Annotated in this window: 26 protein-coding genes; 13 read left to right on the top strand and 13 right to left on the bottom strand. The window is 71.2% G+C overall.

Translation table 11 applies throughout. The features are described 5' to 3' along the window. Nucleotides 1–11: 11 nt before the first annotated feature. Nucleotides 12–599, top strand: coding sequence for a TetR/AcrR family transcriptional regulator (locus ACTWQO_RS01425; RefSeq protein WP_443235321.1), 588 nt, complete (start codon nucleotides 12–14; stop codon nucleotides 597–599). A gap of 92 nt (nucleotides 600–691) precedes the next feature. Here ACTWQO_RS01425 and ACTWQO_RS01420 read toward each other — a convergent pair whose 3' ends face one another. Genes ACTWQO_RS01420 through ACTWQO_RS01405 form a run of 4 tightly spaced genes read right to left on the bottom strand, consistent with a single transcriptional unit; the run spans nucleotide 692 to nucleotide 4,272 of the window. Further along, a complete protein-coding gene (locus tag ACTWQO_RS01420; RefSeq protein WP_443235320.1) occupies nucleotides 692–1,444 on the bottom strand; it encodes an SDR family NAD(P)-dependent oxidoreductase in 753 nt (250 codons plus the stop codon). Further along, nucleotides 1,445–1,957: a nuclear transport factor 2 family protein gene (locus ACTWQO_RS01415; RefSeq protein ID WP_443235319.1), complete on the bottom strand. Its 513-nt coding sequence runs from the start codon at nucleotides 1,955–1,957 to the stop codon at nucleotides 1,445–1,447. Continuing rightward, nucleotides 1,954–3,132 (bottom strand): acyl-CoA dehydrogenase family protein, encoded by a 1,179-nt coding sequence (locus ACTWQO_RS01410; protein ID WP_443235418.1) that lies wholly within the window; start codon nucleotides 3,130–3,132, stop codon nucleotides 1,954–1,956. The genes ACTWQO_RS01415 and ACTWQO_RS01410 overlap by 4 nt, the downstream gene beginning before the upstream one ends. Nucleotides 3,133–3,162: 30 nt before the next feature. After that, nucleotides 3,163–4,272, bottom strand: coding sequence for an acyl-CoA dehydrogenase family protein (locus ACTWQO_RS01405; RefSeq protein WP_443235318.1), 1,110 nt, complete (start codon nucleotides 4,270–4,272; stop codon nucleotides 3,163–3,165). Nucleotides 4,273–4,356: 84 nt separating this feature from the next. Between ACTWQO_RS01405 and ACTWQO_RS01400 the strand changes: the two genes are divergently transcribed. Together ACTWQO_RS01400 and ACTWQO_RS01395 are read left to right on the top strand one after the other, a co-directional pair. Beyond that, nucleotides 4,357–5,178 carry an enoyl-CoA hydratase/isomerase family protein gene (locus ACTWQO_RS01400; protein ID WP_443235317.1) on the top strand — a complete coding sequence of 274 codons (822 nt, stop codon included), beginning with the start codon at nucleotides 4,357–4,359 and terminating at the stop codon, nucleotides 5,176–5,178. 10 nt (nucleotides 5,179–5,188) lie between these two features. Then, the gene (locus ACTWQO_RS01395) at nucleotides 5,189–5,689 is read left to right on the top strand and encodes a MaoC family dehydratase (protein WP_443235316.1); all 501 of its coding nucleotides are present in this window, start codon (nucleotides 5,189–5,191) and stop codon (nucleotides 5,687–5,689) included. On the opposite strand, the gene ACTWQO_RS01390 is transcribed toward ACTWQO_RS01395, so the two are convergent. From ACTWQO_RS01390 to ACTWQO_RS01380, 3 genes are all read right to left on the bottom strand, one after another. Continuing rightward, nucleotides 5,668–7,065 (bottom strand): family 1 glycosylhydrolase, encoded by a 1,398-nt coding sequence (locus tag ACTWQO_RS01390; RefSeq protein WP_443235315.1) that lies wholly within the window; start codon nucleotides 7,063–7,065, stop codon nucleotides 5,668–5,670. The two genes, ACTWQO_RS01395 and ACTWQO_RS01390, sit on opposite strands and share 22 nt — an antisense overlap. Nucleotides 7,066–7,194: 129 nt before the next feature. Then, nucleotides 7,195–8,796, bottom strand: a complete 1,602-nt coding sequence (locus ACTWQO_RS01385) for a GMC family oxidoreductase (RefSeq protein WP_443235314.1) — start codon at nucleotides 8,794–8,796, stop codon at nucleotides 7,195–7,197. Between the two features lie 118 nt (nucleotides 8,797–8,914). After that, nucleotides 8,915–9,781 carry a crotonase/enoyl-CoA hydratase family protein gene (locus tag ACTWQO_RS01380; RefSeq protein ID WP_443235313.1) on the bottom strand — a complete coding sequence of 289 codons (867 nt, stop codon included), beginning with the start codon at nucleotides 9,779–9,781 and terminating at the stop codon, nucleotides 8,915–8,917. 91 nt (nucleotides 9,782–9,872) lie between these two features. Between ACTWQO_RS01380 and ACTWQO_RS01375 the strand changes: the two genes are divergently transcribed. The 5 genes from ACTWQO_RS01375 (at nucleotide 9,873) to ACTWQO_RS01355 (ending at nucleotide 14,544) form a co-directional block, all read left to right on the top strand. Then, nucleotides 9,873–10,640 (top strand): enoyl-CoA hydratase/isomerase family protein, encoded by a 768-nt coding sequence (locus ACTWQO_RS01375; RefSeq protein WP_328437025.1) that lies wholly within the window; start codon nucleotides 9,873–9,875, stop codon nucleotides 10,638–10,640. A 19-nt stretch (nucleotides 10,641–10,659) separates the two neighbouring features. Then, nucleotides 10,660–11,796 (top strand): acyl-CoA dehydrogenase family protein, encoded by a 1,137-nt coding sequence (locus tag ACTWQO_RS01370; RefSeq protein ID WP_443235312.1) that lies wholly within the window; start codon nucleotides 10,660–10,662, stop codon nucleotides 11,794–11,796. Continuing rightward, on the top strand, nucleotides 11,793–12,815 hold the full coding sequence (locus ACTWQO_RS01365) for an LLM class F420-dependent oxidoreductase (RefSeq protein ID WP_443235311.1): 1,023 nt from the start codon (nucleotides 11,793–11,795) through the stop codon (nucleotides 12,813–12,815). The genes ACTWQO_RS01370 and ACTWQO_RS01365 overlap by 4 nt, the downstream gene beginning before the upstream one ends. A gap of 161 nt (nucleotides 12,816–12,976) precedes the next feature. After that, a complete protein-coding gene (locus ACTWQO_RS01360) occupies nucleotides 12,977–14,035 on the top strand; it encodes a type III polyketide synthase (protein WP_443235310.1) in 1,059 nt (352 codons plus the stop codon). 50 nt (nucleotides 14,036–14,085) lie between these two features. Continuing rightward, on the top strand, nucleotides 14,086–14,544 hold the full coding sequence (locus ACTWQO_RS01355; protein ID WP_443235309.1) for a nuclear transport factor 2 family protein: 459 nt from the start codon (nucleotides 14,086–14,088) through the stop codon (nucleotides 14,542–14,544). A 9-nt stretch (nucleotides 14,545–14,553) separates the two neighbouring features. Here the strand turns inward: ACTWQO_RS01355 and ACTWQO_RS01350 are convergent, their stop codons facing one another. The 6 genes from ACTWQO_RS01350 to ACTWQO_RS01325 form a co-directional block, all read right to left on the bottom strand. Next, a complete protein-coding gene (locus tag ACTWQO_RS01350) occupies nucleotides 14,554–15,312 on the bottom strand; it encodes a FadR/GntR family transcriptional regulator (RefSeq protein WP_443235308.1) in 759 nt (252 codons plus the stop codon). Then, a complete protein-coding gene (locus ACTWQO_RS01345) occupies nucleotides 15,300–15,722 on the bottom strand; it encodes a Zn-ribbon domain-containing OB-fold protein (protein WP_443235307.1) in 423 nt (140 codons plus the stop codon). The genes ACTWQO_RS01350 and ACTWQO_RS01345 overlap by 13 nt, the downstream gene beginning before the upstream one ends. Further along, the gene (locus ACTWQO_RS01340; RefSeq protein ID WP_443235306.1) at nucleotides 15,719–16,870 is read right to left on the bottom strand and encodes a thiolase family protein; all 1,152 of its coding nucleotides are present in this window, start codon (nucleotides 16,868–16,870) and stop codon (nucleotides 15,719–15,721) included. Before ACTWQO_RS01340 ends, ACTWQO_RS01345 begins: the two co-directional genes overlap by 4 nt. After that, complete coding sequence (locus ACTWQO_RS01335; protein WP_443235305.1) at nucleotides 16,867–18,459, bottom strand: AMP-binding protein; 1,593 nt, start codon at nucleotides 18,457–18,459, stop codon at nucleotides 16,867–16,869. Before ACTWQO_RS01335 ends, ACTWQO_RS01340 begins: the two co-directional genes overlap by 4 nt. A gap of 21 nt (nucleotides 18,460–18,480) precedes the next feature. Next, nucleotides 18,481–19,971 (bottom strand): aldehyde dehydrogenase family protein, encoded by a 1,491-nt coding sequence (locus tag ACTWQO_RS01330; RefSeq protein ID WP_443235304.1) that lies wholly within the window; start codon nucleotides 19,969–19,971, stop codon nucleotides 18,481–18,483. 81 nt (nucleotides 19,972–20,052) lie between these two features. Next, nucleotides 20,053–21,195, bottom strand: coding sequence for an acyl-CoA dehydrogenase family protein (locus tag ACTWQO_RS01325; RefSeq protein ID WP_443235303.1), 1,143 nt, complete (start codon nucleotides 21,193–21,195; stop codon nucleotides 20,053–20,055). Nucleotides 21,196–21,282: 87 nt separating this feature from the next. On the opposite strand from ACTWQO_RS01325, the gene ACTWQO_RS01320 reads away from it, so the two are divergent. The 5 genes from ACTWQO_RS01320 (at nucleotide 21,283) to ACTWQO_RS01300 (ending at nucleotide 25,479) form a co-directional block, all read left to right on the top strand. After that, nucleotides 21,283–22,038, top strand: a complete 756-nt coding sequence (locus tag ACTWQO_RS01320) for an SDR family NAD(P)-dependent oxidoreductase (protein WP_443235302.1) — start codon at nucleotides 21,283–21,285, stop codon at nucleotides 22,036–22,038. Nucleotides 22,039–22,048: 10 nt separating this feature from the next. Further along, nucleotides 22,049–22,819 carry an enoyl-CoA hydratase/isomerase family protein gene (locus ACTWQO_RS01315; protein WP_443235301.1) on the top strand — a complete coding sequence of 257 codons (771 nt, stop codon included), beginning with the start codon at nucleotides 22,049–22,051 and terminating at the stop codon, nucleotides 22,817–22,819. A 63-nt stretch (nucleotides 22,820–22,882) separates the two neighbouring features. Further along, nucleotides 22,883–24,040, top strand: a complete 1,158-nt coding sequence (locus tag ACTWQO_RS01310) for a CaiB/BaiF CoA transferase family protein (RefSeq protein ID WP_443235300.1) — start codon at nucleotides 22,883–22,885, stop codon at nucleotides 24,038–24,040. 3 nt (nucleotides 24,041–24,043) lie between these two features. After that, nucleotides 24,044–24,955, top strand: a complete 912-nt coding sequence (locus ACTWQO_RS01305; RefSeq protein ID WP_443235299.1) for an SDR family NAD(P)-dependent oxidoreductase — start codon at nucleotides 24,044–24,046, stop codon at nucleotides 24,953–24,955. After that, on the top strand, nucleotides 24,952–25,479 hold the full coding sequence (locus tag ACTWQO_RS01300; RefSeq protein WP_443235298.1) for a DoxX family protein: 528 nt from the start codon (nucleotides 24,952–24,954) through the stop codon (nucleotides 25,477–25,479). The genes ACTWQO_RS01305 and ACTWQO_RS01300 overlap by 4 nt, the downstream gene beginning before the upstream one ends. The last annotated feature ends 9 nt before the right edge of the window (nucleotides 25,480–25,488 follow it).

Genomic DNA, 25,488 nt, shown 5'->3' with positions numbered 1-25,488 from the left:
AAGAGGGGCAGATGCGGGCCGACGCCAGGAAGAACCGCGACCACCTGCTCGCAGTAGCGGGCGCCGCCATCACCGAGCAAGGCGTCGATGTGTCACTGCGCGACATCGCGCGCAGGGCCGATGTCGGGCTCGCGACGCTGCTGCGGCACTTCCCGACGCGCGAGGCGCTGCTCGAAGCCCTGCTCCACACGAGCTTCGACGAACTGACGGCAAAGGCAGGCGAGTTCGAGACGTCGAGCTCGCCCGAGGCCGCACTCGTTTCGTGGCTGCGCGACTGCGTCGCGTGGACCACCGAGTACCGGGGCGTGACCGTGCTGATGGCAGCCGCCATCGATGACCCCGAATCCGCGCTCCACGCTTCGTGCGTCACCCTGCGCGCGGCGGGCGCGCGGCTCCTCACCCGTGCCCAGGCCGCCGGCATGGCGCGGAGCGACATCGATGGCACCGATTTGTTCGCGCTGATCGCGGCGCTCGCCTGGCTCGGCGATCAACCCTCGCTGGCGCCGCGCGCCGATCACCTCTTCGATGTGGTCGCGAGCGCGATACTGACGCGCGGGGGCAGCAGCGAACCCGAGGAGGACTGCCGCGCCCGTACCTGAAATCGCCGGCGCGACAGCGCGCCCCCAAAGGGGCGCGGGGAACTGCGCGACAAGCCCGCACCGGCCCGCCCGCGGTCAGCGATTCGCATCCCTCAACCGATCAGCGTGCGGCCGCCCTCCAGCATCAGCGTCGCCCCCGTCAGATACGCCATGTCGTCGCTCACCAGCGCCGCCACCGCGCGCCCGATGTCCTCCTCCGGATCACCGAGCCGGCCCAACGGAATGTCCGCGGCGAGACGTTCGGCGTGTTCGGGGTGGGCGGTGAGATACAGCTCCGCGGCCGGGCTGAGCGCGGCCGGGCAGATGACGTTCACCCGGATCCCGTACGTGCCCCACTCCCGCGCGGCGACCCGCGTCAGACCACGGATCGCCTCCTTGGCCATCGCGTAGGACGCGAAGGTCGGATCGCCCTGGACGGCGGTCGACGAACCGAGGTTGACGACGCTGCCCCGGCTCTCCCGCAACCAGGGGAACGCGGCCTGCATCGCATGGAACGTCGCCAACGGCCCGCTGCGATAGGCGAGTTCGAGATCGTCGTACGACGTCTGCTCAAGCCGCCGCTGTACCGAGGACTGTGCGTTGTTGACGAGCACGTCCAGCGCGCCGAACTCCCCTACCGTCTCCGCCACCATGTGGTCGACGTCGGAGCGTTCGCACACGTCCCCCACGACGGTGTGTGCCCGGCCCCCGCGCCCGGCGATCTCCGCGGCCGTGTCCTTCAGCTTGCTCTCGGTGCGGCCCGTGATCACCACGGCGGCCCCCTCGGTGGCCAACGCGAGCGCGATGCCGCGGCCCACGCCCTGGCCGCCGCCGGTGACCAGCGCGACCTTCCTGTGCAGTCGCATTCACGTCTCCTTCCAGAAGGGGGCCCAGGTGGGAAAGGCGTCCGGCAGTGGTGGATCACCGGCCCCCGCCCAACTGTTGAAGCCGACGGACTGCGGGCGCTCGGTCACATCGGCCGCGTACCAGTGCTGCTCGCGGCGCCGGGAGAAGTACCACTCGCCGCCCACGCGCGCGTAGTCGTCGAGATAGCGGATCGCCATGACGATCCACCGCTCCCCCACCTCGTGCTCGGCCCGGCAGTACACCGAGCCCGTCGCGGTGTCGCGGCCGGTGAACTCGACGCGGTGACCGCAGATCTGGTGGATGGAGCGGTGGAAGCCGCGGACGAGAGGCTCGATGTAGGCACGCAGGGCCTCCCGGCCGCTGCCGTGGCGTCCCAGGTCCACGTCGGGCCGGAAGCAGCCGACCCAGGCGTCGAGGTCACGGCCGTCGACCGCGAGGGCGTAGCGGATGGGGAGTTGCTGGATGGCCAGCTGGGACTCGATGCGGTCGATACGGTCCGCCGGCCTGCTCATGGCCGGGGGTCCTTCGGGAGTCCGAGCACCTGCTCGCCGATGATGTTGCGCTGGATCTCGCTGGAACCGCCGTAGATCGTCTCCGCGAGGGAGAGCAGGAAGGACCGCTGCCGGGTGTCCAGGCCGTAGTCCTCGCCGACGATCTGCCCCGCGGGGCCCGCCAGTTCCATGGCCAGATGGCCGAGTTGCTGGTGGCGCGTGGAGGCGTACAGCTTTGCCGTGGTCGCCTGGGCGCCGGGCGTGCGGCCCGCGATCAGTTCGGCGACGGTCCGCATGTTGGTGGTGCGCATGATCCGTACGGAGATCCAGGCGTCCAGGATCCGGCGGCGCAGCATGGGGTCGTCGAGGGCGCCGCGCTCCCGGGCCAGCTCGATCAGGGCGTCGGCCTCACGCTCGTAGCTGAGCTGGAGGGGCAGCAGGGTCGTACCCCGTTCGATGCCGAGCGTGGTCATCGCCGTGCGCCAGCCGCCGCCGACCTCGCCCACGACCAGGTCGGCAGGGGTGCGTGCGGCGGAGAGGAAGACCTCGGCGAACTCGTCCTGGCCGGCCAGGTTGCGGATCGGGCGGATGTCGACGCCGGGCTGGTCGGTCGGCACCAGCAGCATGGTCAGGCCCTTGTGCCGCTGGGAATCCGGGTCGGTTCGGGCAAGGACGTAGAGCCAGTCGGCGTGGTCGCCGAAGGACATCCAGACCTTCTGCCCGTCGATCACCCACTCCTCGCCGTCGAGTCGGGCCCGGGTGCGGACGGACGCCAGGTCGGAGCCGGCGCCGGGCTCGCTGAAGCCCTGGCCCCACAGCTCCTGCACGGCGAGGATCGGCGGCAGGAAGCGCTTCTTCTGCTCCTCGCTGCCCATCGCGAGCAGCATCGGTCCGAGCAGGTCGAGGGCGCTGCAGGTGGCCCGGTAGGGGGCGTTGGCCCGCGCGTATTCGTACTCGAAGACGATCTCCTCGACGAGGCCCAGTCCCCGGCCGCCGTACTCCTTCGGCCAGCCCACGCCCAGCCAGTTCCCGGCGGACAGCTCGCGGTCCCAGGCGAGCCGCACCTCCCAGGCCGTGCCGTCGGTCGGGCCGCCCACCCCTTTGTGCTCGGCGAATTCCCCCACCAGATGCTCGGCGAGCCAGTCGCGCAGTTCGTCGCGGAAGTCGCGTACCGCGGGTCCGAAGTCCAGCTCCATGTCGTTCTCCGGGATCTCCATGTCGCTCTCCTAGATGCCGAGCCGGGCGGCCAGCAGCTCCCGGTGGTAGGCGGGCGTCCCCAGCAGCACCTCGGAACTCTTGGCCCGCTTCAGGTAGAGATGGGCGGGGTGCTCCCAGGTGAAGCCGATTCCGCCGTGCACCTGTATGCTGTCGCCCGCGACCTTGGTGAACGCCTCCGAGCAGAAGGCCTGGGCCAGGGCCGCGGCGATCGCGGTCTGCGTCTCGTCCCCGGCGTCCAGTGCCCACAGGCCGCCGTACGCCGCCGAGCGCGCCGACTCGATTTCGGTGAGCATGTCGGCGCACATGTGCTTGACGCCCTGGAAGGAGCCGATCGGCCTGCCGTACTGGACGCGGATCCTCGCGTAGGACACGGCGGTGTCCAGGGCCGCGGCGGCTCCCCCGACCTGTTCGGCGGCGAGCAGGACGGAGGCGGTGGCGAGGGTGCGGCTCAGCACCGGCCAGGCGGTGCCCTCGGTGCCGAGCAGCCGGGCGGGGGTGTCCTGGAACTCCACGCGGGCCTGTTTGCGGGTCTGGTCGAGGGTGGGGAGGAGGCTGCGGGTCAGGCCCGGGGCGTCGGCTTCGACCGCGAAGAGGCTGATGCCGGACGCGGTACGGGCGGCGACCAGGAAGAGGTCGGCGAGATGGCCGTCGGGGACGTACGTCTTGACTCCGGTGAGCCGGTTGTCGTCCCCGGCCGTGAGGCCGATGCCCGTCTCGTCCCAGCGGCCGTTCTCCTCGGTCAGCGCCAGCGTGGCCACCGTCGCGCCGGACGCGATGCCGGGCAGGAGGTCGGCGCGGGCCTGCTCGTCGTCGCAGCGCAGGAGCGCCTCGGCGGCCAGGGCCACGGTGGCGAAGTACGGCGCGCAGAGCAGGGCGCGGCCCGCCTCCTCGAAGACGATGCCGAGATCGACGTAACCGAAGCCCGAGCCGCCGTACTCCTCCGGTATGGCGAGTCCTTGCAGGCCGAGTTCGGTGGCCATGCGCCGCCAGACCAGCGCGTCGAGACCGCGCGGGTCGGCGGCGAGGCGGCGTACGGCGGCCTCGTCGGAGTGTCTGGCGAGGAACGAGCGTACGACCTTGCGCAGTTCGTCCTGCTCCTCGCTGAAGGTGAGATCCATCCCGAGCTTCCCGTCCTCGGTGTTGCCCGCCCAGATACAGTTAGATAATTATAGTATCCGAACTGAATACACCAGGAGCATGACGTGACGGATCCCTATGAGCAGTTCACGAGCCTGACCTTCGAGCGGCCCGCGCCCGGGGTGCTCCGGATCGTGCTCGACGCCCCCCACCTCAACGCGGTCGATCCCCGGATGCACGGCGAGCTGGCCGACATCTGGCCGGTCGTCGACCGGGACGACGACGTGCGCGCGGTCCTGGTCCAGGGCGCGGGCAAGGCCTTCTCGGCCGGCGGGACCTTCGACTCCATCGAGGCCATGACCGAGGACTACACGGTGCGTGCGCGGGTGATGCGCGAGGCGCGGGACATGGTGTACGGGGTGATCAACTGCTCCAAGCCCGTGGTGTCGGCGATCCACGGTCCCGCCGTCGGCGCCGGGCTGGTGATCGGCATGCTGGCGGACATCTCCGTGGCCGGACGCCGGGCGAAGATCGTCGACGGGCACACCCGGCTCGGCGTGGCGGCCGGCGACCATGCGGCGATCTGCTGGCCGCTGCTGTGCGGCATGGCCAAGGCCAAGTACTACCTGCTGACCTGCGAGACGCTCACCGGCGAGGAGGCCGAGCGGATCGGCCTGGTCTCCAAGTGCGTCGACGACGGGGAGGTGCACACCGAAGGGCTGCGCCTCGCGACCGCCCTGGCCGCCGGACCCGCCAGCGCGCTGAGCTGGACCAAGCGCTCCCTCAACCACTGGTACCGCACGGCGGGACCGCTCTTCGAGGCCTCCCTGGGACTTGAGTTCTTCGGCTTCGGCGGGCACGAGGTCACCGAGGGGCTCGCCGCCCACCGTGAGAAGCGCGCCCCGGACTTCGAGGGCGTGGCCGCCAAGCACCCGCTCGACCTCTGAGGAGCCCGCGATGACATCGGAGTCCACCACCATTGAAGTGCCCCTGCTCGTCCGGGGGTTGACCTTCGAGGAGATGCCCGTCGGGCAGACCTTCCGCACCGCGCGCCGCACCATCACCGAGACCGACCTGGTCAACTTCGTCACCTGGGGCGGCTTCACCGAGCCGCTCTTCTGGGACGCCTCGCACGCCGCGGACGGCGGCTACACCGGCCGGCTGGTGCCGGGCGGACTCACGTACTGCATCGCCGAGGGACTGGTGCTGCAGACGAACGTGCTGCACGGCACGGGCCTGGCGTTCCTGCACATGGAGTTGACGGTCAAGGGTCCGGTGTACGTCGGTGACACGCTGTACGCCGTCGTCGAGACGACGGACTCACGGCCGTCCAGCAAGCCGGGCCGGGGCGTGGTGACCAGCCGGATCTCCGTCCGCAACCAGCGCGACGAGGAGGTGCTCGTCTACACGCCGGTACGGCTGATCCGCGGCAGGGACTACGAGGCTCCGGCGCCCTGAGCCCTCGGCACCGCGTGGAGTCCGGTGGGCGACCCGATGGGGGCGGGGGCGAACGCTCCCCCGTGGACCCAGTCCGCGGGCATCGGCGGGCGGGGCGGCAAAGTGCGGTCGGGGACGCCCATCGCGTACAGGCGGGTGTAGCGGAGCTTCGCCTCGATGTTGTCGAGCACCGACCAGTACTCGTAGCCGCACACGTCGACTCCGCGCGACACGACCCGGGCCAGCCAGGACAGCCGGGCGCCGAGCAGCGCACGGCGCCGGGCGTCGTCGCGGCGGCCCCGGTGGTCGACGAGGTCCAGGTCGCCCATGCCGTTGTCCACGATGGACAGGGGCGGCAGGAGGTCGCCGTACAGGTCGTGCAGGGCGGCGACGGCATCGGCGAGGCCTTCGGGGAGAATCGGCCAGCCGTACGCCGTGGTCTCCACGTCGTCGAAGGGGATCAGGGCGAAACCGAGGCCGACGAGCAGCCGGTTCACCTCATTGAGGGCGCCGAGGCACTTCATCACCGGGAGCGCCCTGGGCAGGTTCTCCGGCGCGGTGACGCGGAACGGGTTGTACCAGGACAGGCTCAGCAGGTCCTGCGCGGTGGCGATGGTGTCCAGGTCACCGGGGCGTACGCAGCCGGTGGCCTCGACCGGTGAGACGTCGTCCTCGGTGACCATGTGCTCGCCGAGCAGCATCGGGTCGAGGAACATGCGGTTGGTCCAGCTCTCCAGCCGCTCCACGGCCAGGCGGTCGTACGGGTCGTCGGTGGCCGCATAGCCGCCGACGAGGGTGACCGTGGTGCCGATCCGGCCGTGCGTGCCGGTCGCCCTCAGCGCCTGGGTGGCGAGCCCGTTGGCGAGCAGGATGTGGTGGACCGCGGGCAGTCCCGCCCGGCCGATGCCACGGCTCGGGGGATACATTCCGGCCACATGGTCCGCGAGCGTGGGGCTCGCCAGGTCGGTCGAGGTGATCCAGCGGTCGACCCGGTCGCCGAAGCGGCGGCCCATCTCGGCGGCGTACTCGGCGAAGCGGTTCGCGGTGTCGCGTACGAGCCAGCCGCCGGAGGCGTCCAGCCACGGAGGCAGCGACAGATGGAGCAGGGTGAGGCTGGGCTTCAGGCCGCGCGCGAGCAGGGAGTCGAGTGCGCGGTCGCAGCGGTCGAGGGCGGTCCGGTCCCACAGACCCGGCCCTTCGGGCTGGAGCTGCGGCCAGCCCGCCACGGCCCGGTGGGTCGTCGGGGCGACACCGAGCACATGCCGGATGTCGTCGGTCCACTGCCGGAAGTGTCCGCCCTGGTCCGGCGGGGGCAGCGGGGCCGCCGCGATGGCGTCCGCGGTGGCCGTCCCCCAGTCGACACCGCGGTAGGAGTCGTACAGAAAACCATCGCTCATGGTCACCGTCCAGGCGATGAATGGTTTAGCGCATTCAACTGAATGCTCGCCGTCCGGACGCTAACACTTCGGGGAAACTACGACAATGTTTCAGCCAGATCTCTTCGAACCGGCCATGGTGATCACTTCTCAGCTCCCGTCGAGGATGAGGTCGGCCGCCCGCCAGGCCATCGCCATGATCGGTGCGTTGAGATTGCCGGACACCATCGTCGGCATGACCGAGCAGTCGACGGCCCGCAGGCCCTCGACTCCGCGCACGCGCAGCTGTGCGTCGACGGCGTCGTCCTCGGCCGGGCCCATGGCGCAGGTGCCGATGGCGTGGTAGCCGCAGCGGCCGTGCTCGAGGCCCGCGTCGATGATCTCCTGGTCCTCCCGCACCGCGGGGCCAGGCAGGGTCTCGGCCGTGATCCGCCCGGCGATCGGCGCGGTCTCGAAGAGTTCGCGCATCCTGCGGAACAGGGCGGTGCCGACCGTGCGGTCGTGGTCGGAGCCGTAGTAGTTGGCCGTGATCGTCAGGGGTGCCTCGGGGTCGGCCGAGGTGATGTGCAGGCTCCCCTCGGCGGTGGGGCGCAGGATGTAGGCGAGGCCCATCACGCCGGGCTCGCGCTCGACTACGGGCTCCTTGCCGGGGATCTCCGGGGTCAGGGAGACCGGCGCCATCAGCAACTGGGCGTCCGGGCGGTCGAGTTCGGGGCGGCTCTTGAAGAAGGCGATGACGTCGAAAGCGGGAGCGGCCAGCGGTCCACGGCGGGTGGTCAGGTACTTCACGCCGGACAGGCCCTGCCGCAGCGGGGTGCTCAGCGCCTTGTTGTAGCCGAGGTTGTCTCCCAGCCGGTACTGGACGACGAAGCAGCGATGCTCGCGCATCCTGCCGCCGATGTGCGGGCTGTCGGCCAGGACGTCGATGCCGGCCGCCTTGAGCGTCTCGGCCGGTCCGATGCCCGAGAGCTGCAGGATCTTCGGCGTGGCGATGCTGCCGGCGGAGAGGATCACCTCGCGTCGGGCGCGGACCTCGGTCTGCTGTCCCTTACTGCGGGTCCGTACGCCGACGGCCCGGCCTTTCTCGGTGACCACCGCGGTGACCAGGGTGTCGACGGCGACGGTCAGATTGGGCCGGTCTGCGACCGGGTGCAGGAAGGCCCGGGCGGCGCTGAAGCGCTGCCCGTTCTTGATGGTGGCCATGGCGTAGCCGATGCGTTCGTCGTCACTCGCGTTGAGGTCGTCGGTGCGGCGCCAGCCGAGTCCGGTCCCGGCGGCGATCACCTCCTCGCAGAGCGGTTCCGGCCGCGACGCGGTCGAGATGTGCAACGGCCCGCCCGCGCCCCGGACCTCGGAGGCGCCGAGCGCGTTGTCCTCGATCCGCTTGAAGACCGGGAGCATGGTGTCCCAGCCCCAGCCGGGGTTGCCGAGCCGCTCCAGATCGTCGTAGTCGGCCCGGTCGCCGCGGTTGTAGACCATGCCGTTGACCGAGCTCGATCCCCCGAGCGTGCGTCCCCGCACCCAGTGCTCGACCCGCCCGGTCGGGCCCACCGGCTCCACCGGGTAGTGCCAGGCGTACCGGGGGTCGCCCAGCAGCTTGCCGAATCCCTTGGGCATCTTGATCAGCGGCGTGGAGTCCCTGCCGCCCGCCTCGATCAGCAGCACCGTCGTCCCGGGGTCCGCGGACAGGCGGTTGGCGAGCACGCACCCCGCCGAACCGGCCCCCACCACGATGTAGTCGAACGCCGTCATCCGGTCTCCCACAGTGTCTGTACGCCTGACAGCACGATGCCGCATCTTCGCCGGGTTGGCCGACCGCCCCGACGAGCTCCGTCGCATCGCCGCGGATGCCCTCCGGCCCGGCAGCGCCCTACTCCCCGAAGGGCCGGAACTCGTCCTCCGGCCACCACGGATAGACGGGCGGCATGTCCTTGCTCACCCGCCCGGGGAACTCCGGCAGGCGCTTGGCGAGGAAGGACTCGATGCCCTCCGTCGGGTCCGGGCCGCCGCCGATCTGGCTCATGATCCGTGAGTCGAGACGGTGCGCGGCCATGGGGTGGGCCTCGCCGAGCATCCGCCACATCATCTGCCGCGCGAGGGCGACCGACACGGCCGAGGTGTTCTCCGCGATCTCGCGCGCGAGGGCGTACGCCGCCGGGAGCAGTTCCTCCGGCGGGTGGACGGAGCGTACGAGCCCGGCGGCCAGTGCCTCGTCGGGGCCGAAGACGCGGCCGGTGGCCACCCATTCCATGGCCCGCTGCATGCCGACCGCGCGCGGCAGGAACCAGCTCGCGGCGGACTCCGGGACGATGCCGCGGCGCGCGAAGACGAAGCCGAAATTCGCCGAGGTCGAGGCGAGGCGGATGTCCATGGGCAGGGTCATGCTGGCGCCGACACCGGCCGCCGGGCCGTTGATCGCGGCGATGACCGGCTTGGCCGAAGAGAAGATGCGCAGCGCCACCCGGCCGCCGGTGTCCCGGTGCCAGGCACCTGCCTTTCGGTGGTCGAAGGACCCACCGCCGGAGCTGACGTCGGCGCCCGCGCAGAAGCCTCGTCCGGCCCCGGTCACCACGATCACGCGCACATCGTCGTCGGCGTCGGCCGCGTCCAGGACGTCCAGCAGGTCCTGCATCATGCGCGGGTCGAAGGCGTTGAGCTTCTCGGGCCGGTTGAGCGTGACGGTGAGGATCCGGTCGGCCGATACCGCCGTTACGGTCTCGTACTCCTGCTCCGGCATACATGCCCTCCACACTCGGTTCCCAGTCAGCTTAATTAGTTATAGCATTCAACTCTACTGACTCATTAGCAAGCGGTCGACGGCGGTGGAGATGACGGATCTGGTGGTGACGGCCCGGGGACCGGTCCGGCTGGTCGAGCTGAACCGGCCCGAGCAACTCAACGCGATGAGCGAGGAGTTGCACGCGGGCCTCGCGTCGGTGTGGGAAGACGTGGCAGCGGATCCGGAAGCGCGGGTCGTCGTCCTCACCGGGCGGGGCCGGGCGTTCAGTGCGGGCGGCAACTTCGGCATCATGACCCGGGTCCAGCAGGACGCGGCCTTCCGGGAGCGGAACGTCGACGAGGCCCGCCGGATCATCACCGGCATGGTCCGCTGCCCGCTGCCGGTCATCGCGGCGGTGAACGGGCCCGCGGTGGGCCTCGGCTGCAGCCTCGCCCTGCTCAGCGACCTCGTACTGATCGCCGACGACGCCTACATCGCGGACCCGCACGTCCAGGTCGGACTCGTCGCTGGCGACGGCGGCGCGCTCGTGCTGCCGCTGCTCGTCGGGCTGACCCGCGCCAAGGAGCTGCTGTTCCTGGGCGACCGGGTGAGCGCCGAGGAGGCGGTCCGGCTGGGCATCGCCAATCGCGTCGTACCGAAGGACAAGATCCTCACGGAGGCCATGGATCTCGCCCAGCGCCTGGCCACGCTGCCCGTCAAGGCGCTGCGCGAGACGAAGCGGGCGGTGAACCTCCACCTGGAGCAGGCGATCGCCGCCGTTCTGGAACCGGCGCTGCTCGCCGAGCAGGACAGCATGACCGACCCGGAGCACATCGCGGCCGTCGAGAAGATCATCGCCGCGCGCGGCGCCCGCTGAGCGGAACAGGAGCAGGCACGTGGACTTCGCATTCAGCGAGGAGCAGGAGGAACTGCGCCGCACCGTGCGGGCGTTCCTGGCGGACACCTCACCGGAGACCGAGGTGCGGCGGCTGATGGAGACCCCCGAGGGCTTCGACCGGGCGCTGTGGCGGCGGATGGGGAGCGAGCTGGGCCTTCAGGGGCTCGCGGTCCCCGAGGAGTACGGCGGCGCCGGGTGCGGGCCGGTCGAAGTGGGCGTCGTGATGGAGGAGTTGGGCCGCTCACTGCTGTGCGCGCCGTTCCTCGCCTCGGCCGTCATGGCGACCACCACGCTGCTGCGCTGCGACGACGAGGACGCGCAGAAGCGCCTGCTGCCCGGCCTGGCTTCCGGCGAACTCGTCGGGACGCTCGCCCTGACCGAGGACTCCGCGCGGTGGGACGCCGCAGGGGTGTGTCTCACCGCGCGGGAAAAGGCGGGGAGCTGGCGCCTGAGCGGCCACAAGACCTTCGTCCTGGACGGCGCGAGTGCCGACGTCGTCCTCACCGTCGCCCGCACCGGCGGCGACGGCATCAGTGTCTTCTGCGTGGACGGTGACGCACCCGGCCTGACCCGCGCCCCCCTGACCACGATGGACACGACCCGCCGCCAGGCCCGCCTCGACTACGACGACGTACCGGCGACCCGGTTGCGTGCGCACGGCGACGACGGGTGGCGGCTGGTGTCGGAGGTGCTCGACCGGGCCGCCGTCGCCCTGGCCGCCGAGCAGGTCGGGGTGGCCGGGCAGGCGCTCGACATGGCCGTGGCGTACGCGAAGGTGCGGCACCAGTTCGGCCGGCCCATCGGTTCCTTCCAGGCGGTCAAGCACCTGCTGGCCGATGTCCTCCTGGAGGTGGAGTCGGCGCGGGCCGCCGCCCACTACGCGCTGCTCGCCGCCGACGCCGAGGACCCCGAACTGCCCGCCGTGGCAAGCCTGGCCAAGGCCTTCTGCTCCGACGCCTGTCTCCAGGCGACCGCCGAGAACATCCAGGTGCACGGCGGCATCGGCTTCACCTGGGAACACCCGGCCCACCTCTATCTGAAACGGGCCAAGACCTCACAACTGCTGTTCGGCGACCCGGCGTACCACCGGGAACGTCTCGCACAGCGCGTCATCCGAGTCCAGGGAGCGGCATGAAGGTCGACGGCAAGCTCAACGTGTGGCGCACCGCCGAGGTCGTCGAAGAGGCGCGGCACCACGAGAAGGCGGGCTACGACGGCCTGTGGGCCTCGGAGTCCAAGCACGACCCCTTCCTGCCGCTGCTGCTCGCGGCCGAGCACACCGACCTCCTGGAGATCGGCACCGCCATCGCGGTGGCCTTCGCCCGCTCCCCCATGCAGCTCGCGTACACGGCGCACGACCTCCAGACCTACGCGGACGGCCGCTTCTCCCTCGGCCTCGGCAGCCAGATCAAGCCGCACATCGAGCGGCGGTTCTCGATGCCGTGGAGCAGGCCCGCGGCCCGGATGCGCGAGTACGTGAGCGCGCTCCACGCCATATGGGCGGCCTGGAACGACGGCACGAAACTCGACTTCCGCGGCGACTTCTACACGCACACCCTGATGGCCCCCTTCTTCTCTCCGCCGCCCGCACCGGGAGGCGCGCCGAAGGTGTTCGTGGCCGCCGTCGGCGAGGCGATGACCCGGGTGGCGGGCGAAGTGGCGGACGGCCTCCTGGCCCACGGCTTCACCACCGAGCGGTATCTGCGGGAGGTCACGCTGCCGACCGCCGAAGCCGGGCTCGCCCAGTCCGGCCGCAGCCGCGAGGACTTCTCCGTCAGCCATCTCCTCCTCACCGCCACCGGCCGCACCGAGGAGGAAATGGCCCGTGCGGTGGCCGGCACCCGCCGCCAGATCGCCTTCTACGGCAGCACACCCGCCTATCGCGGCGTCCTGGAACTGCACGGCTGGGGCGACCTCGGCGACGAGCTGCACGCGCTGTCCAAGTCCACGCGCGAGGACAAGTGGGAGGCGATGGGCGGGCTGGTCGACGACGACGTCCTGCACACCTTCGCGGTGGTCGCCGAGCCGGAGCGGGTGGCGGCGGAGATCCGGCGGCGGTACGGCGCGCTGGTGGACCGGGTGTCGTTCTACACGGCGTACGAGATCGACGCCGAGGTGTGGCAGCCGATCGTGCAGGAGCTGCGCGGCAGCTGACCGGCCGGGCGCGGTGATGCGCCCGCACGCCGGAAGCACGCCCTTCACTCCGGCTCACGCCCACCGCACCCTGATCCACAGTGCCCCCGCGCGCCTCTCCGCCACCGCGATCGCTCGCCCTAGGCTGTTCGATCAGTCGCCGGCGGAAGGACCTGGTGCGCATGTCTGAGTCATCGGTGATCGCCGGATTCGGTGCGGCGCTGCCGGCGATCGCCTGCCGTCAGGAAGACGTCGTCGACCTGCTGCGGGCCAGCAGCCCGAACCAGCGGATCGCGGCACGGATCGCCGCGCACTCAGGCGTCGCGCGGCGTCACCTGGCGGTGAGCCCGCTGCTGGAGGACATCAGCGACTGGTCCACGGCCGCGCGCATGCGCCGCTATCTGCAGGAAGCTCTGCCGCTGGGCAAGGATGCCGTCGCCTCGGCCCTGGACGCCACCGGGGTGGACCCGGCCGACGTGGGCCTGCTGTGCGTGGCGTCCTCGACCGGCTACGCGGCGCCGGGCCTGGACACCCGGGTCTCCCGCGACGTGGGGATGTCACCGCACGTGGAGCGGCTCCTCGTAGGCCACATGGGCTGCTTCGCGGCGCTGCCCGCGCTGGCCGCCTGCGCCAACTACGTACGCCTCCACCGGCGCCCGGCCGTGCTGCTGAACGCGGAACTGTCGTCGCTGCATCTGCAGCCGCCCCCGTGGGACGGCGACCAGGTCGTCGTGCACGTCCTGTTCGGCGACGCGGTCACCGCCACCGTCGTCCAGCCGGACGCGCCGGCCGGGGACGGCACAGGTCTGCGGATCGTGGACATGCTGGCGCACACGGACACCGAGCACGAGGACCACATGCTGTGGACCGTAGGCGATCACGGGTTCCGGATGGGCCTGTCCCCGGAGGTGCCCGACGTCCTCGAACGCCTGGTGCCGGACGCGGTCGGCAGGCTGCTGGCGCGCCACTCGCTGAGCGTCGCCGACGTCCGCTGGTGGGCGGTGCACCCGGGCGGGCGGCGCATCATCGACGCGGTGGAAAGCGGCCTCGGCCTCACCCCCGACGCGGTCGCCGCCTCCCGGTGCGTCCTGCGCGAGTACGGCAACTGCGCCTCCGCCGGCCTGCCCCTGGTGATACGGGAACTGCAGAGCCGTACACCTCTGGCTGCCGGGCAGTACGGCCTGGCGATGGCCTTCGGCCCCGGGCTGACCTTCTACGCCGTCCTGCTCCGCGGCGTCTGATCCCGCCGCCTCCGCCTCCCCATCAACCTTCACGAAAGGTCTCGGTGACGATGCCCTCCGACGCTGACGTGCGCCTGCTCCTCGACCGTATGGCCATCGGCGACCTGCTGGTGGCCTTCGCAAGTCGCCTGGACGAGAAGGACTTCGAGGGCTACGCGGCCCTGTTCACCGAGAAGGGGACCCTGGAACTGCCCGGGGTCGTGCACCGGGGGCGCGCGGGACTCGCCGATCTGGTGGCCAGGGACCTCGGCCGCTACCACCGCACCCACCACATCAGCACGAACCATCAGATCACCGTGGACGACGACGAGGCGGCCTCCCGCTCGTACCTCCACGCCGTCCACCTGCCGGAAGAGGCCGATCCCACCCACTGGTGGTCGGTCGGCGGCTGGTACGACAACACCTATCTCCGCGAGGGCGGTCAGTGGCGCATCAGCGGTGTGCGGGTGACTCCGGTGTGGCTGGGCGGCACGGCCTTTCCCCCGCCGCCGCCCGCCGACCCCGCATGAGGGGCCGGCTCAGCCGAGCAGGTCCAGCACGGTCGTCATGGATCTGTTCTGCAGCAGATAGTCCTCGGCCTCCTGCAAATGCACCCGCCACAGCTCCTCCGCGGCCTCGGACCGCCGACCCTCCACCAGGTCGACGAGGGCGACATGGGCGCGGAAGCCCCGCCGGTTGGCCCGCACGTTCTCGGCACTGCCCGCGTCGAGATCGACATGGGACCAGTTGGCCTGGTCGATGATGTGCCGGACCATGCCGTTGAGGACGGTCAGAGTCTGGTTGCCGGCGAGTTCGACGACGAGGGCGTGGAACTCCATGTGGGCGCGGATGAACGCCGACGGATCGTCCATCAGCTGCTCGGCCTCGGCGACCGCCGACCGCAGCCGCTGCAGGTCCTGGTCCGTACGGCGCTGGGCCAGCAGCCCGGCGCAGGGCGCCTCGATCACCGTACGCGCGTCGTAGACGTCCTTCAGGGTCGTGCCCCGGTACTCCAGGACCACGCCCGCGTACCGGGCGGCCACCGTGCCCTCCGGGACCTGCACCCGCGCCCCGCCCCGGGCTCCTCGGCGCACGCTGATCAGCGCCTCCGACTCCAGCACCCGGAACGCCTCGCGCAGCGTCGGCCGCGACACGGCGAACTCCTCCATGAGCGCCGTCTCGGCGGGCAGCGCGTCTCCTTCGGCGAGTTCCCCGCGTACGATCATCCGCCGCAGCTGCGCCGCGACCAGCTCGGCCATCTTGGGTACCCGTACCGGTGTGTTCGTCACGGCGTCCATCTCCTTCGGTCACCGGTGTCCGGCACGAAGTACGGCAGGGTGATCTCCGAGGTGAGGGGGCGGAAGTCGACTCGGACCCGCATGCCGATGACGACGTTGTCGGGGTCGCCGGCGTCGACGTGGGTCAGCAGGGTGCCCCCGTCGTCGAGGTCGATCACGGCGAGCGCGAAGGGCTGGTCGAAGCCCGGGCCGGGTGCGCGGTGGACCACGGTCACCGAGTAGACGGTGCCCCGGCCCGCGCTGGGGGCGTACCGCCAGTCCTTCGCCATACACCCCGGGCAGGCGGGTTCGGGGACGAAGAAGCGCAGGTCGCAGGTGGGGCAGTACGGGACGACGAGATCGCCGCGCCGGGCCGCCTCCCAGAACGGCTTCGACAACTCCGTCGGCTGGGGCACGGGTCTGCCGGTCATCGCATCCTCCCCAGCACGCTCATCTCGTAGTGCTGCGCCCCCGACCCGGCGTTGCCCACCACGGCCAGCTCGGCGCCCTCGACCTGGTGCACGGCCGTGCCGCGCAACTGCCGTACGGCCTCGACGACTTTGAGGGTCATCTGCTGCGTCCCGTTCCACGCGTACGCCAGACAGCCGCCGTCCGGATTGACGGGGTGCTTGCCGCCGACGGCGATGGCGCCGCTCGCGGCCAGCGGACCGCCCTCGCCCTCGCCGCAGAGGCCGAGGATCTCCAACTGGCGGATGACTTCGAAGGAGTTGGGGTCGTAGAGGGAGAACACGTCGACGTCGTGAGGACTCACGCCCGCCATCGCGTAGGCGCGGGTGGCCGCGTCCCGGCCGAGCTGCCCGACGTCCCGGTGGAGTGCGGGGTTGGCGTACGCGGCCTGGTGGTACTCCATGCCGCCGCCGAGCACGGCGACGGGCGGCTGTCCGAGATCCCGGGCCCGTTCGGCGGTCGTCACCACGAGCGCCGCGCCGCCCTCCCCCACGATGCAGCAGTCCAGCAGGTGGAAGGGCGTGGCCACCATGCGGGAGGCGAGGACGTCGTCGGCGGTGTACGGGCCGCGGCCGTACATCATCGCCTCCGGGTTGGTGGTGCCGTTGTTGCGGATGGTGGCGGCGACCTCCGCGAGCTGGCGGGAGGTCGTACCGTACTCGTGCATGTGCCGGGCCGCGACGAGGGCGAACTGGGCGACGACGTAGCTGCCCCACACGTCCGCGAACTCCAGCGGCACCCCGGCGCCGACGGGTCCGGTGCCGCGGGAGACGAGCTTGCAGCCGCCGACGACGACGGTGTCCGCGTATCCGGCGCTGATGGCGGCCGCTGCCTTCAGCAGGCCTCTCGATCCCGCGTTGTCGAGCATCGAGTCGCTCGTCCACCGCAGGTCCCGGCCGAGCATCCGCGCCCAGGAGCTGCCCTCGCCGGGTACGCCGCCCGGGCCCGGCCAGTCGACCTGGGCGCCGTCCACGTCGGCCGGGGTGAGACCGGCGTCCTCGATGGCGCCGCGTACCGCTTCCAGGGCGAGGTCCATGGCGTCGCGGTGTGGGAGCGACAGGGCCTGCTCGGTGGCGTACACGCCCGCGACGACGGGCGTTCGGCCGGTCATCGCCCCGCGCCGAGCGTGTCGCCGCCCGGGTAACCGCCGCCGCCGAAGCGGGTGTCGAGGGTGTCGTAGTCCTTGGCGTAGCCGCCCGTGCGGGGCAGGGCGTCGATGAACTCGACCGTCTTCGGCTTCTTGTACGAGGCGATGCGGGACCGGCAGTGGTCGATGATCTCCTCCGCGGTGACCTCCGCCCCTTCCTGGCGGACCACGACCGCCTTGACGTCCTGCGACCAGCGCTGGTTGGGCACGCCGATCACGGCGGCCTCCTTCACGGCCGGGTGGGCTTCGATGCAGTTCTCCACCTCGGCCGGGAAGATGTTCTCGGCCGCCGACTTGAGCATGCGGGTCGTCGTGCCTAGGAAGCTGATCGTGCCGTCGGGCTCACGGCGTCCGAGGTCGGTGGTGTGCCACCAGCCGAAGCGGAAGCGCTCCTCGTTGATCTCGGGGCGGTTCCAGTAGCCGAGGTGGACGAGGTCGCCGCGGACGCAGATCTCGCCGACCTCGCACTCCGCACCCCGCTCGTCGAGGATGCGTACGGCGGTGAAGGGGCCGGGGCGTCCCGCGTTGCCGGCGCCCATGCCGCCGTAGGCGCCGGTGACGGCGAAGCCGGTGACCTCGGTCTGGCCGTAGCCGCGGCCCTCGCCGCCGCCGTTGCGGGTGAAGCGGCTGACGTCGGTGGGGACCATGCCCTCCCAGACCTGCGCGGCGACGCTGGCGCGGAGGTGCGACAGGTCGTGCCCGGCCTCGCGGTTGAGGGCGACGAGCTGGGCTGTGGTCGGGGGCATCAGGTAGGCGTGGGTGCACTTCTCGGCGGCCAGCAGTGGCAGGAGTTCCTCGGCGACCACGCGGCGGACGATCACGTTCTTGCCGCCGTGGACGAAGGCGGGGACGCCCCAGAACTGGTAGTTGCCGATGTGGAACATGGGTCCGGCGCCGAGGAAGGCGGTCTCGTGGCCGATGTCGCCCATCCAGGCGGCGCTCGTGCCCATCGCGAGCAGGTTGCGGTGGGAGAGCATGGAGCCGGACTGGCGTCCGGTGATCGCGGCGGTGTAGATGACCAGGAGGGCGGAGTCGGGGTCGACGTCGGTGTCCGGGTCGTCGGCCGATCCCGAGGCGAGGAAGTCCTCGTAGGAGCCCGCGCCCTCGGTGTCGTGGCGCAGCCACAACGCCCGCTGTCCGTCGCCGAGTTCGGCCCGCGCCTTGCCGACCGTCTCGCCGATCTCCTCGTCCTGCCAGACCACGACCTTCGGGTCGAAGTCCTGCACCGCGAACGCCATCTCGGGGGCGGCCCAGCGCCAGTAGCCGGGGCAGACCATGGCGCCGAGCTTCGCGGCGGCGCCGAGCAGTTCCCAGATGCGGAAGGAGTTCTGGCCGAGCCAGAGGATCCGGTCGCCGGGGCCGACGCCGGTCACGCTGAGCGCGTTCGCGAGCCGGTTGGTGCGTTCGTCCAACTCCGGCCAGGTCAGGCGGGTTTCACCGTCGACCAGGGCGACGGCGTCGGGGAAGGACCGGCGGTGCTCGCGGACGAGGTCACCGAAGGTCAGGCGGCGGGCGCGGGGGTCTGGGGGGAATCCCCCAGGAAAGGTCTGCACGTCGTTGCTCCCCATGCTCGGTCAGGCGCGGCCGACGCCGACGCCCTTGACGTTGATGAACTCGTCGAGCCCGGCCCGTCCGCCTTCGCGCCCGAACCCGCTGATGCCGACGCCTCCGAAGGGCGTGGTGGGCGAAGTGATCGGGTTGGGGCCGGGGTTGACGTAGACCGTCCCGGCCTTCAGGCGCGGCACCAGTCGGTTGACGCGTCCGATGTCCCGGGACTGGATGTACGCGGACAGTCCGTACTCGGTGTCGTTGGCCAGCGCGACCGCCTCGTCCTCCGTGTCGAAGGGCGTGATGGCCAGCACCGGGCCGAAGACTTCCTGCTGGGCGAGGTCGCTGCGGTTGTCGACGTCCGCGAAGACGGTCGGCGTGACGAAGTAGCCCTCGGAGTGGATGCGTTCGCCGCCGAGCACGAGCCGTCCCGCCCCGCCGGAGACCGCCTTGTCGATCACGCTCTGGACGCGGTCGCGGGCGGTGGCGTTGATGAGCGGTCCGATGTACGTCGCCGGGTTGAGCGGGTCGCCGACCGGTAGATGCGCCACGACCCCTGTCACCCGCTGGACGACCTCCTCGTAGATCGGCCGCTCGACCAGCAGCCTGGTCGGCAGCGCACAGCCCTGGCCGGTGTTGCTCATGGCGAAGGCCGCGCAGTACGGCACGACGGCGTCCAGGTCGGTGTCGGCGAAGAGGAGGTTGGCGGACTTGCCGCCGAGCTCGAACAGGACCGGCTTGAGGCTCTGGGCCGCGGTCGCCATGATGCGGCGGGCGGTGGCGGGGCCGCCGGTGAAGGAGATCTTGTCGATCCCGGGGTGCGAGACCAGGGCCTCGCCCGCGTCGCCGAGCCCGGTGACGACGTTGATGACGCCCTCCGGGATGCCGGCTTCGTGCGCGAGGTCGGCGAAGAGGAGCGCGGAGAAGGGCGTCGACTCGGCCGGTTTGATCACGACCGTGTTCCCGGCGGCGAGCGACGGCGGCACCTTCATCGCCAGCGACAGCGCGGGGGAGTTCCAGGTGATGATGTGGCCGATCACGCCGTACGGCTCGGCGATGGTGTACTCGACGTTCTCGTGCGGGCTGTAGGCCGCGCCGACCATGCCCTCGATCTTGTCGGCCCAGCCGGCGTAGTACTCGGTCCACTCGGCGACATGCGGGCCGACGTTCTCCGCCCAGCCGCCGATACAGACGCCGTTCTCCAGCGGGCAGATCGCCGCGAAGTCCTCGATGTGGTCGCGGATCAACCCGGCGAACCGGGTCAGGAGCCGACGCCGCTCGGCCGGTCGCATCCGGCCCCACACCTCGAAGGCTCCCCGGGCGGCGGCCACGGCCCGGTCCACCTCGGTGGCGCCCGCGAGCGGGACGTACGCCTGGATCAGGCCGGTCGAGGGGTTCCGGTGCTCGTACACTCCCCCGCTGCCGTCGGTGACGTCCTTGCCGCCGATGACCAGCCGCGGCCGGGGAAGGTCCCGCTCGGCCCGGACCTGGTGCAGCTTCACATCGACCGTGACCATGGATGCCTCCTGGAGCCGCCCCGACCTTACCGCTTAAATAGATAACCTATTTATCGAAGGTAATCAATGCGCGCGACGCACTCACAGCCCCAGCGAGCGCCCGATGATCTCCTGCATGATCTCCGAGGTCCCGCCGAACACCCGCTGGACCCGGCTGTCGCGCCAGATCCGGGCGATCTCGTACTCGTTGACGTAGCCATAACCGCCGAAGAGCTGCATACAGCGGTCGATGACCTCCCAGCCGGTCTCGGTGGTCCAGTACTTGGCGGCGGCGGCCTCCTCGGCGGTCAGCTCGCCCTCGTAGAGCGCCAAGATGCAGCCGTCGAGATAGACCCGGGCGGCGCCCAGCTTCGCCTTGATGTCGGCGAGTGCGAATCGGTTGGCCTGGAACTCGCCGATCGGCCGGCCGAAGGCGACCCGCGTCTTGGCGTAGTCCAGGGCGAGTTCGAAGGCCCGCTCGGCCGAGGCGAGGGCGGCGACCGCGATGGCCAGCCGCTCGGTCGGCAGGTTGCCCATCATGTGGTAGAAACCGCGCCCCTCCTGGCCGATCAGGTTCTCGGCCGGGACGCGGACCTCATGGAAGAACAGCTCGGCGGTGTCCTGTGCTTTCATGCCGACCTTGTCCAGCTTGCGCCCGCGCTCGAAGCCCTCGGTGCCGCGCTCGACGACGATCAGGCTGATGCCCTTGTGCCCGGCCTCGGGGTCGGTCTTGCAGGCGACGATGACCAGGTCGGCGAGGATGCCGTTGGTGATGAAGGTCTTCGAGCCGTCGATCACCCACTCGTCGCCGTCGCGGCGCGCGGTGGTGCGGATGCCCTTGAGGTCGGACCCGGCGGCCGGTTCGGACAGGGCGAGAGCGCAGATCGTCTCGCCGCTGGTCACGCCGGGCAGCCAACGCGCCTTCTGTTCCGTGGTGGTGAGGTGCGTCAGATACGGCGGGATGACGTCGTTCTGCAGCCCGAGCCCGATGCCGACGGACCCCGTGGCATGCATCTCCTCCGCCATGATGGCGTTGTAGCGGAAGTCCCGGATGCCCTGGCCGCCGTACTCCTCCGGGAACTGCCAGCCGATCAGCCCGGCCTTGCCCGCGGCCGTCCAGGCGGCCCGGCTCACCTGCCCGTCCCGTTCCCACTCCTGAGCGTGCGGTGCACATTCGCGCAGGTAGTAGGAGCGAGCGGTCTCCCGGAACATCTCGTGCTCAGCGGTGAAGATCGTACGGCGCATGCTCGGCTCCCCACTCACGCATCTCGCTTATTTAGCTGAAGTAGTTATACGATAGCGCTCTATCGACTGCCGGGACAGGGAGGGCGCGTGAGCGAACGGGACAAGGTGGCACTCGTCACCGGGGCGGGACGCGGTATCGGCGAGGCGATCGCCGACCGGCTCGCGGCCATCGGATGCTCGATCGCCGTCTGCGATCTGGACACGGAGGCCGCCGCCAAGGTCGCCACCGGGCTCGCCGAGCGGTACGGGGTCCGCGCCGCGGGAGTCGGCGCGGACATCTCCGACAGCGCTTCGGTCCGGGCCGCGGTGGAGCGGGTGACCGCGGAGCTGGGACCGGTGGACATCCTCGTCAACAACGCCGCCGTCGATGTCATCGCGCGCTTCACCGACAGCCGCGAGGAGGACTGGGACCGCATCATCGCGGTCAACCTCCGCGGGACGATCACCATGACGCGGGCCGTCCTCGACCCGATGATCGAGCGGGGCGGCGGGCGCGTCATCCACATCGCCTCCGACGCCGGCCGGGTCGGCTCCTCGGGAGAGGCCGTGTACTCGGCGACCAAGGGCGGAGTGATCGCCTTCGGCAAGACACTGGCCCGCGAGGTCGCCCGGCACGGCATCACCGTCAACAGCGTCTGCCCCGGCCCGACCGACACCGCGCTGCTCGGCCAAGTCGCCGAGTACAGCCAGAAGATGTACGAGGCGACCGCCCGCGCGATCCCGCTGCGCCGTATCGCGCAGCCGGCCGACATCGCCGGTGTCGTCGCCTTCCTCGCGTCCGACGACGCCGCCTATATGACCGGGCAGACGCTCTCGGTCAGCGGCGGCCTCACGATGGTCTGAGGTGGACAGCGTGCTGCGTGTCGAACTCCGCGACCGGATCGCGGTGTTGACCCTGGACCGGCCGAAGCGGCTCAACGCCATCGGCTCCGAGACGGTCGGCCTGCTGAAGGACGCCCTCACCGAGGTGCGCCACAACGACGACGTCCGGGCTCTCGTCCTGGCCGGCGAGGGGCGTGGCTTCTCGGCGGGTGCCGACATCGGTGAGATCGAGTCGTGCACGGCGCCCGGGCAGTTCCGTGCCTTCGTGGGGCGCCTGACGGAGACGTACGCGCTGCTTGAGGACTTTCCGAAGCCGTCCGTCGCGGCCGTGCACGGGTTCGCGTACGGCGGCGGACTGGAGCTGGCGCTCGCGTGTGACCTGCGGGTCGCCGAGCGGGGCGCGCTGCTCGGGCTGCCCGAGATGAAGCTCGGCGTGCTGCCGGGGGCGGGCGGTACGCAGCGGCTGCCGCGGCTGCTGCCGCCGGCCATCGCCAAGCAGATGATCCTCACCGGCGAGCCGATCGACGCCGAACGGGCCTGCGAGCTGGGCCTGGTCAACGAGGTGGCCGAACCCGGCAGTGCCCTCGCGGCGGCCGAGGCGCTCGCGAGCCGACTGGCCGCCGGTGCCCCGCTGGCGCTCGCCGCGGGCAAGCGGCTGATCGACTACGGGCTCGGCATGGATCTGGAAGCGGCGATCACGTACGAGCGCGAGAGCGTGACGGTGCTGTTCTCGACCGAGGACCGCGCCGAGGGGCTCAAGGCGTTCCGGGAGCGCCGGCCCGGTGAATTCCGCGGCCTGTAGCGGACGTTGGCGGACCTGGCGGACCTGGCGGACTTGGCGGATCTGACGAAGTGGAGGTGGGCCGTGCGGCCACTGGAGGGCATTGCCGTCGTCGAGCTGGGCATGTGGGTGGCGGCACCGGCCGCGGCCACCATGCTGTCCGACTGGGGCGCGGACGTGATCAAGGTGGAGGCGCCGACCGGCGACCCCAACCGCTACACCCTGCGCCACGTCGGTCAGGAGATCGACAGCGCGCCGCCGTTCGAGACGGACAACCGGGGCAAACGAGGGATCGTGCTGGATCTGCGGGCGGCGGACGGCAAGGCGCACCTGGAGCAACTCCTGGAGCGCGCGGACGTGTTCGTGACGAACCTCCGTCCGGGCGCCCTGGAACGGCTGGGTCTGTCCCCCGACGAGATACGGGCACGCCATCCGCGCCTGGTCGTCGGCACCTTGACCGGGTACGGCTGGACGGGCGCCGAGCGCGACCGGGCGGGTTACGACGTCTCCGCGTTCTGGGCCCGTCCCGGGATCGCCGCGATGCTCAACCCCGCCGGTGAGCCGCCGCCCGGTATCCGACCGGGCCTGGGCGACCGTACGGCCGCGGCGAACCTGGTGGCGGGCGTGCTGGCCGCGCTGCTGCGACGCGAGCGCACCGGGGAGGGCGGCGTGGTCGACGTATCGCTGCTCCGCTCGGGGACGTACGCCAACGGCAACGACCTCGCCCTGCAGAACTTCTTCGGCAAGCGCGGCCGTACCCGCCCGCGCACCGAGCACGAGTCGCCCCTCTACAACAGCTACCGGGCCGCCGACGATCGCTGGTTCTGGCTGGTCGGTCTGGAGGGCAACCGGCACTGGCCGGGTGTGCTCAAAGCGCTGGACCGTGAGGACCTGGGGGACGACGAGCGGTTCGCGACCGGTAAGGCGCGACGGGGGCACGTGCGCGAGCTGATCGCCGTGTTCGACGAGGAGTTCGCGAAGCGACCGCTGGCCGAGTGGGCGGAGCGGTTCGACGGGGAGGGCGTGTGGTGGGCGCCCGTGCAGACCTTGGCGGAGGTGGCGGCCGATCCGCAGGTGGAGGCGGTCGGCGCGTTCGTCGAACAGCCCGGCATGGGCGAGGCGCCACCACTGCGGACCGTCGCGACTCCCGTCAGCTTCTGGGGAGTTGACGACAAGCCGCGCACCGGTGCGCCGACGCTCGGCGAGCACACCGACGACATACTCGACGAGCTGGGGAGGTAGGTCATGGGCATCCTCGACGACAAGGTCGCGATCGTGACCGGAGGTGGACGGGGGCTGGGCCGTGCGCACTGCCTGGCCCTCGCGGAAGCGGGCGCCACGGTGGTGGTGAACGACCTCGGCGCGGGCGTGCACGGTGAGCAGACCGGCGACTCCCCCGCCGACGACGTCGTCACCGAGATCACCAAGCTCGGCGGACGGGCCGTCGCCAACCACGCCTCGGTCTCGGACTGGGCAGCCACCGAAGCCATGGTGGCGGACACCGTCGCGGAGTTCGGGCGGCTCGACATAGTGGTGAACAACGCGGGCATCGTGCGGGACCGCATGCTGTTCTCGATGAGCGAGGCCGAGTTCGACGCGGTGATCGCGGTGCATCTGAAGGGCACGTTCGCGCTGACCCGGCACGCGTGCGCGTACTGGCGTGAGGCGTCGAAGCGGGGGGAGCGGGTCGCCGGGCGCGTCATCAACACGACGTCGGGGACAGGGCTGTTCGGGAACGCGGGGCAGTCCAACTACGGCGCCGCGAAGGCCGGAGTCGCCGGGCTCACCGTCCTCACGGCCCTGGAGATGCGCCGGTACGGCGTCACCGCGAACGCCATCTCGCCGATCGCCGCCACCCGGATGACGGACGGACTGGCGGTCGGCGACTCCTTGCAGGCCACCGACGACTTCGACCCGCGCGATCCCGCCAACGCCTCCGGAGTCGTCGTCTACCTGGCCTCCGACAGCGCGGCCTGGCTGACCGGTCAGGTCCTGCGCATCGAGGGCAACCGGCTGAACCGCCTCCAGGGCTGGACGGTCGCGGGCGTCCACCCCAGCCGGACCGGCAAGGCCCTCACCTGCGACGAACTCCTCGAAGCCGTACCCCAGTTGTACGGCGTCGCCCCCGCTGGACGCGCCACTGGAGTGGGCCAGTGAAGGGCCAGGACGCCGCCGCGCTGGTCCTGCGTGCCACGCTCGGCCCGATGCTGATCGCCCACGGCTGGAACAAGGTCGCCGGGCCGGGCGGGCTGAAGGGGACGACGGGCTGGTTCGAGGCGCTCGGGCTGAAGCCGGCCGAGGTGCACGCCCGGATGGCGGCGGGGACCGAGATGGCGGCGGGCGCGGCCATCACGCTGGGGGCCGCCGGTCCGCTGCCCGCCGCGGCGACCGTGGGCCTGATGACGGTGGCCGCGCGGACCGATCACCGCGGCAAGGGCTTCTTCGTCTTCAAGGGCGGCTGGGAGTACGTCGGTGTCGTGGGCGGCGCGGCGGTGGCGCTGGCCGCACTCGGCAACGGCCGGTATTCGGTGGACGGGTTGCTCAGGCGCGGGCGCACGGGTGCGGGGACCGCGGTGCTGGCCGCCGGGGTCGGGGTGGCGAGCGCGGCGGCGCTTCTCGCCGTCTGCTACCGGCCGGATGCCGACAAGCCCGATGATCCCGACGAGTCAGAGCAGCAGTGAGCCAGGGAG

The organism is Streptomyces sp. 4N124 (assembly GCF_052245395.1).
Lineage (GTDB): Bacteria > Actinomycetota > Actinomycetes > Streptomycetales > Streptomycetaceae > Streptomyces.
Note: the sequence above shows the minus strand (reverse complement) of the source record. Positions and strands in the feature narration are given on the sequence as shown.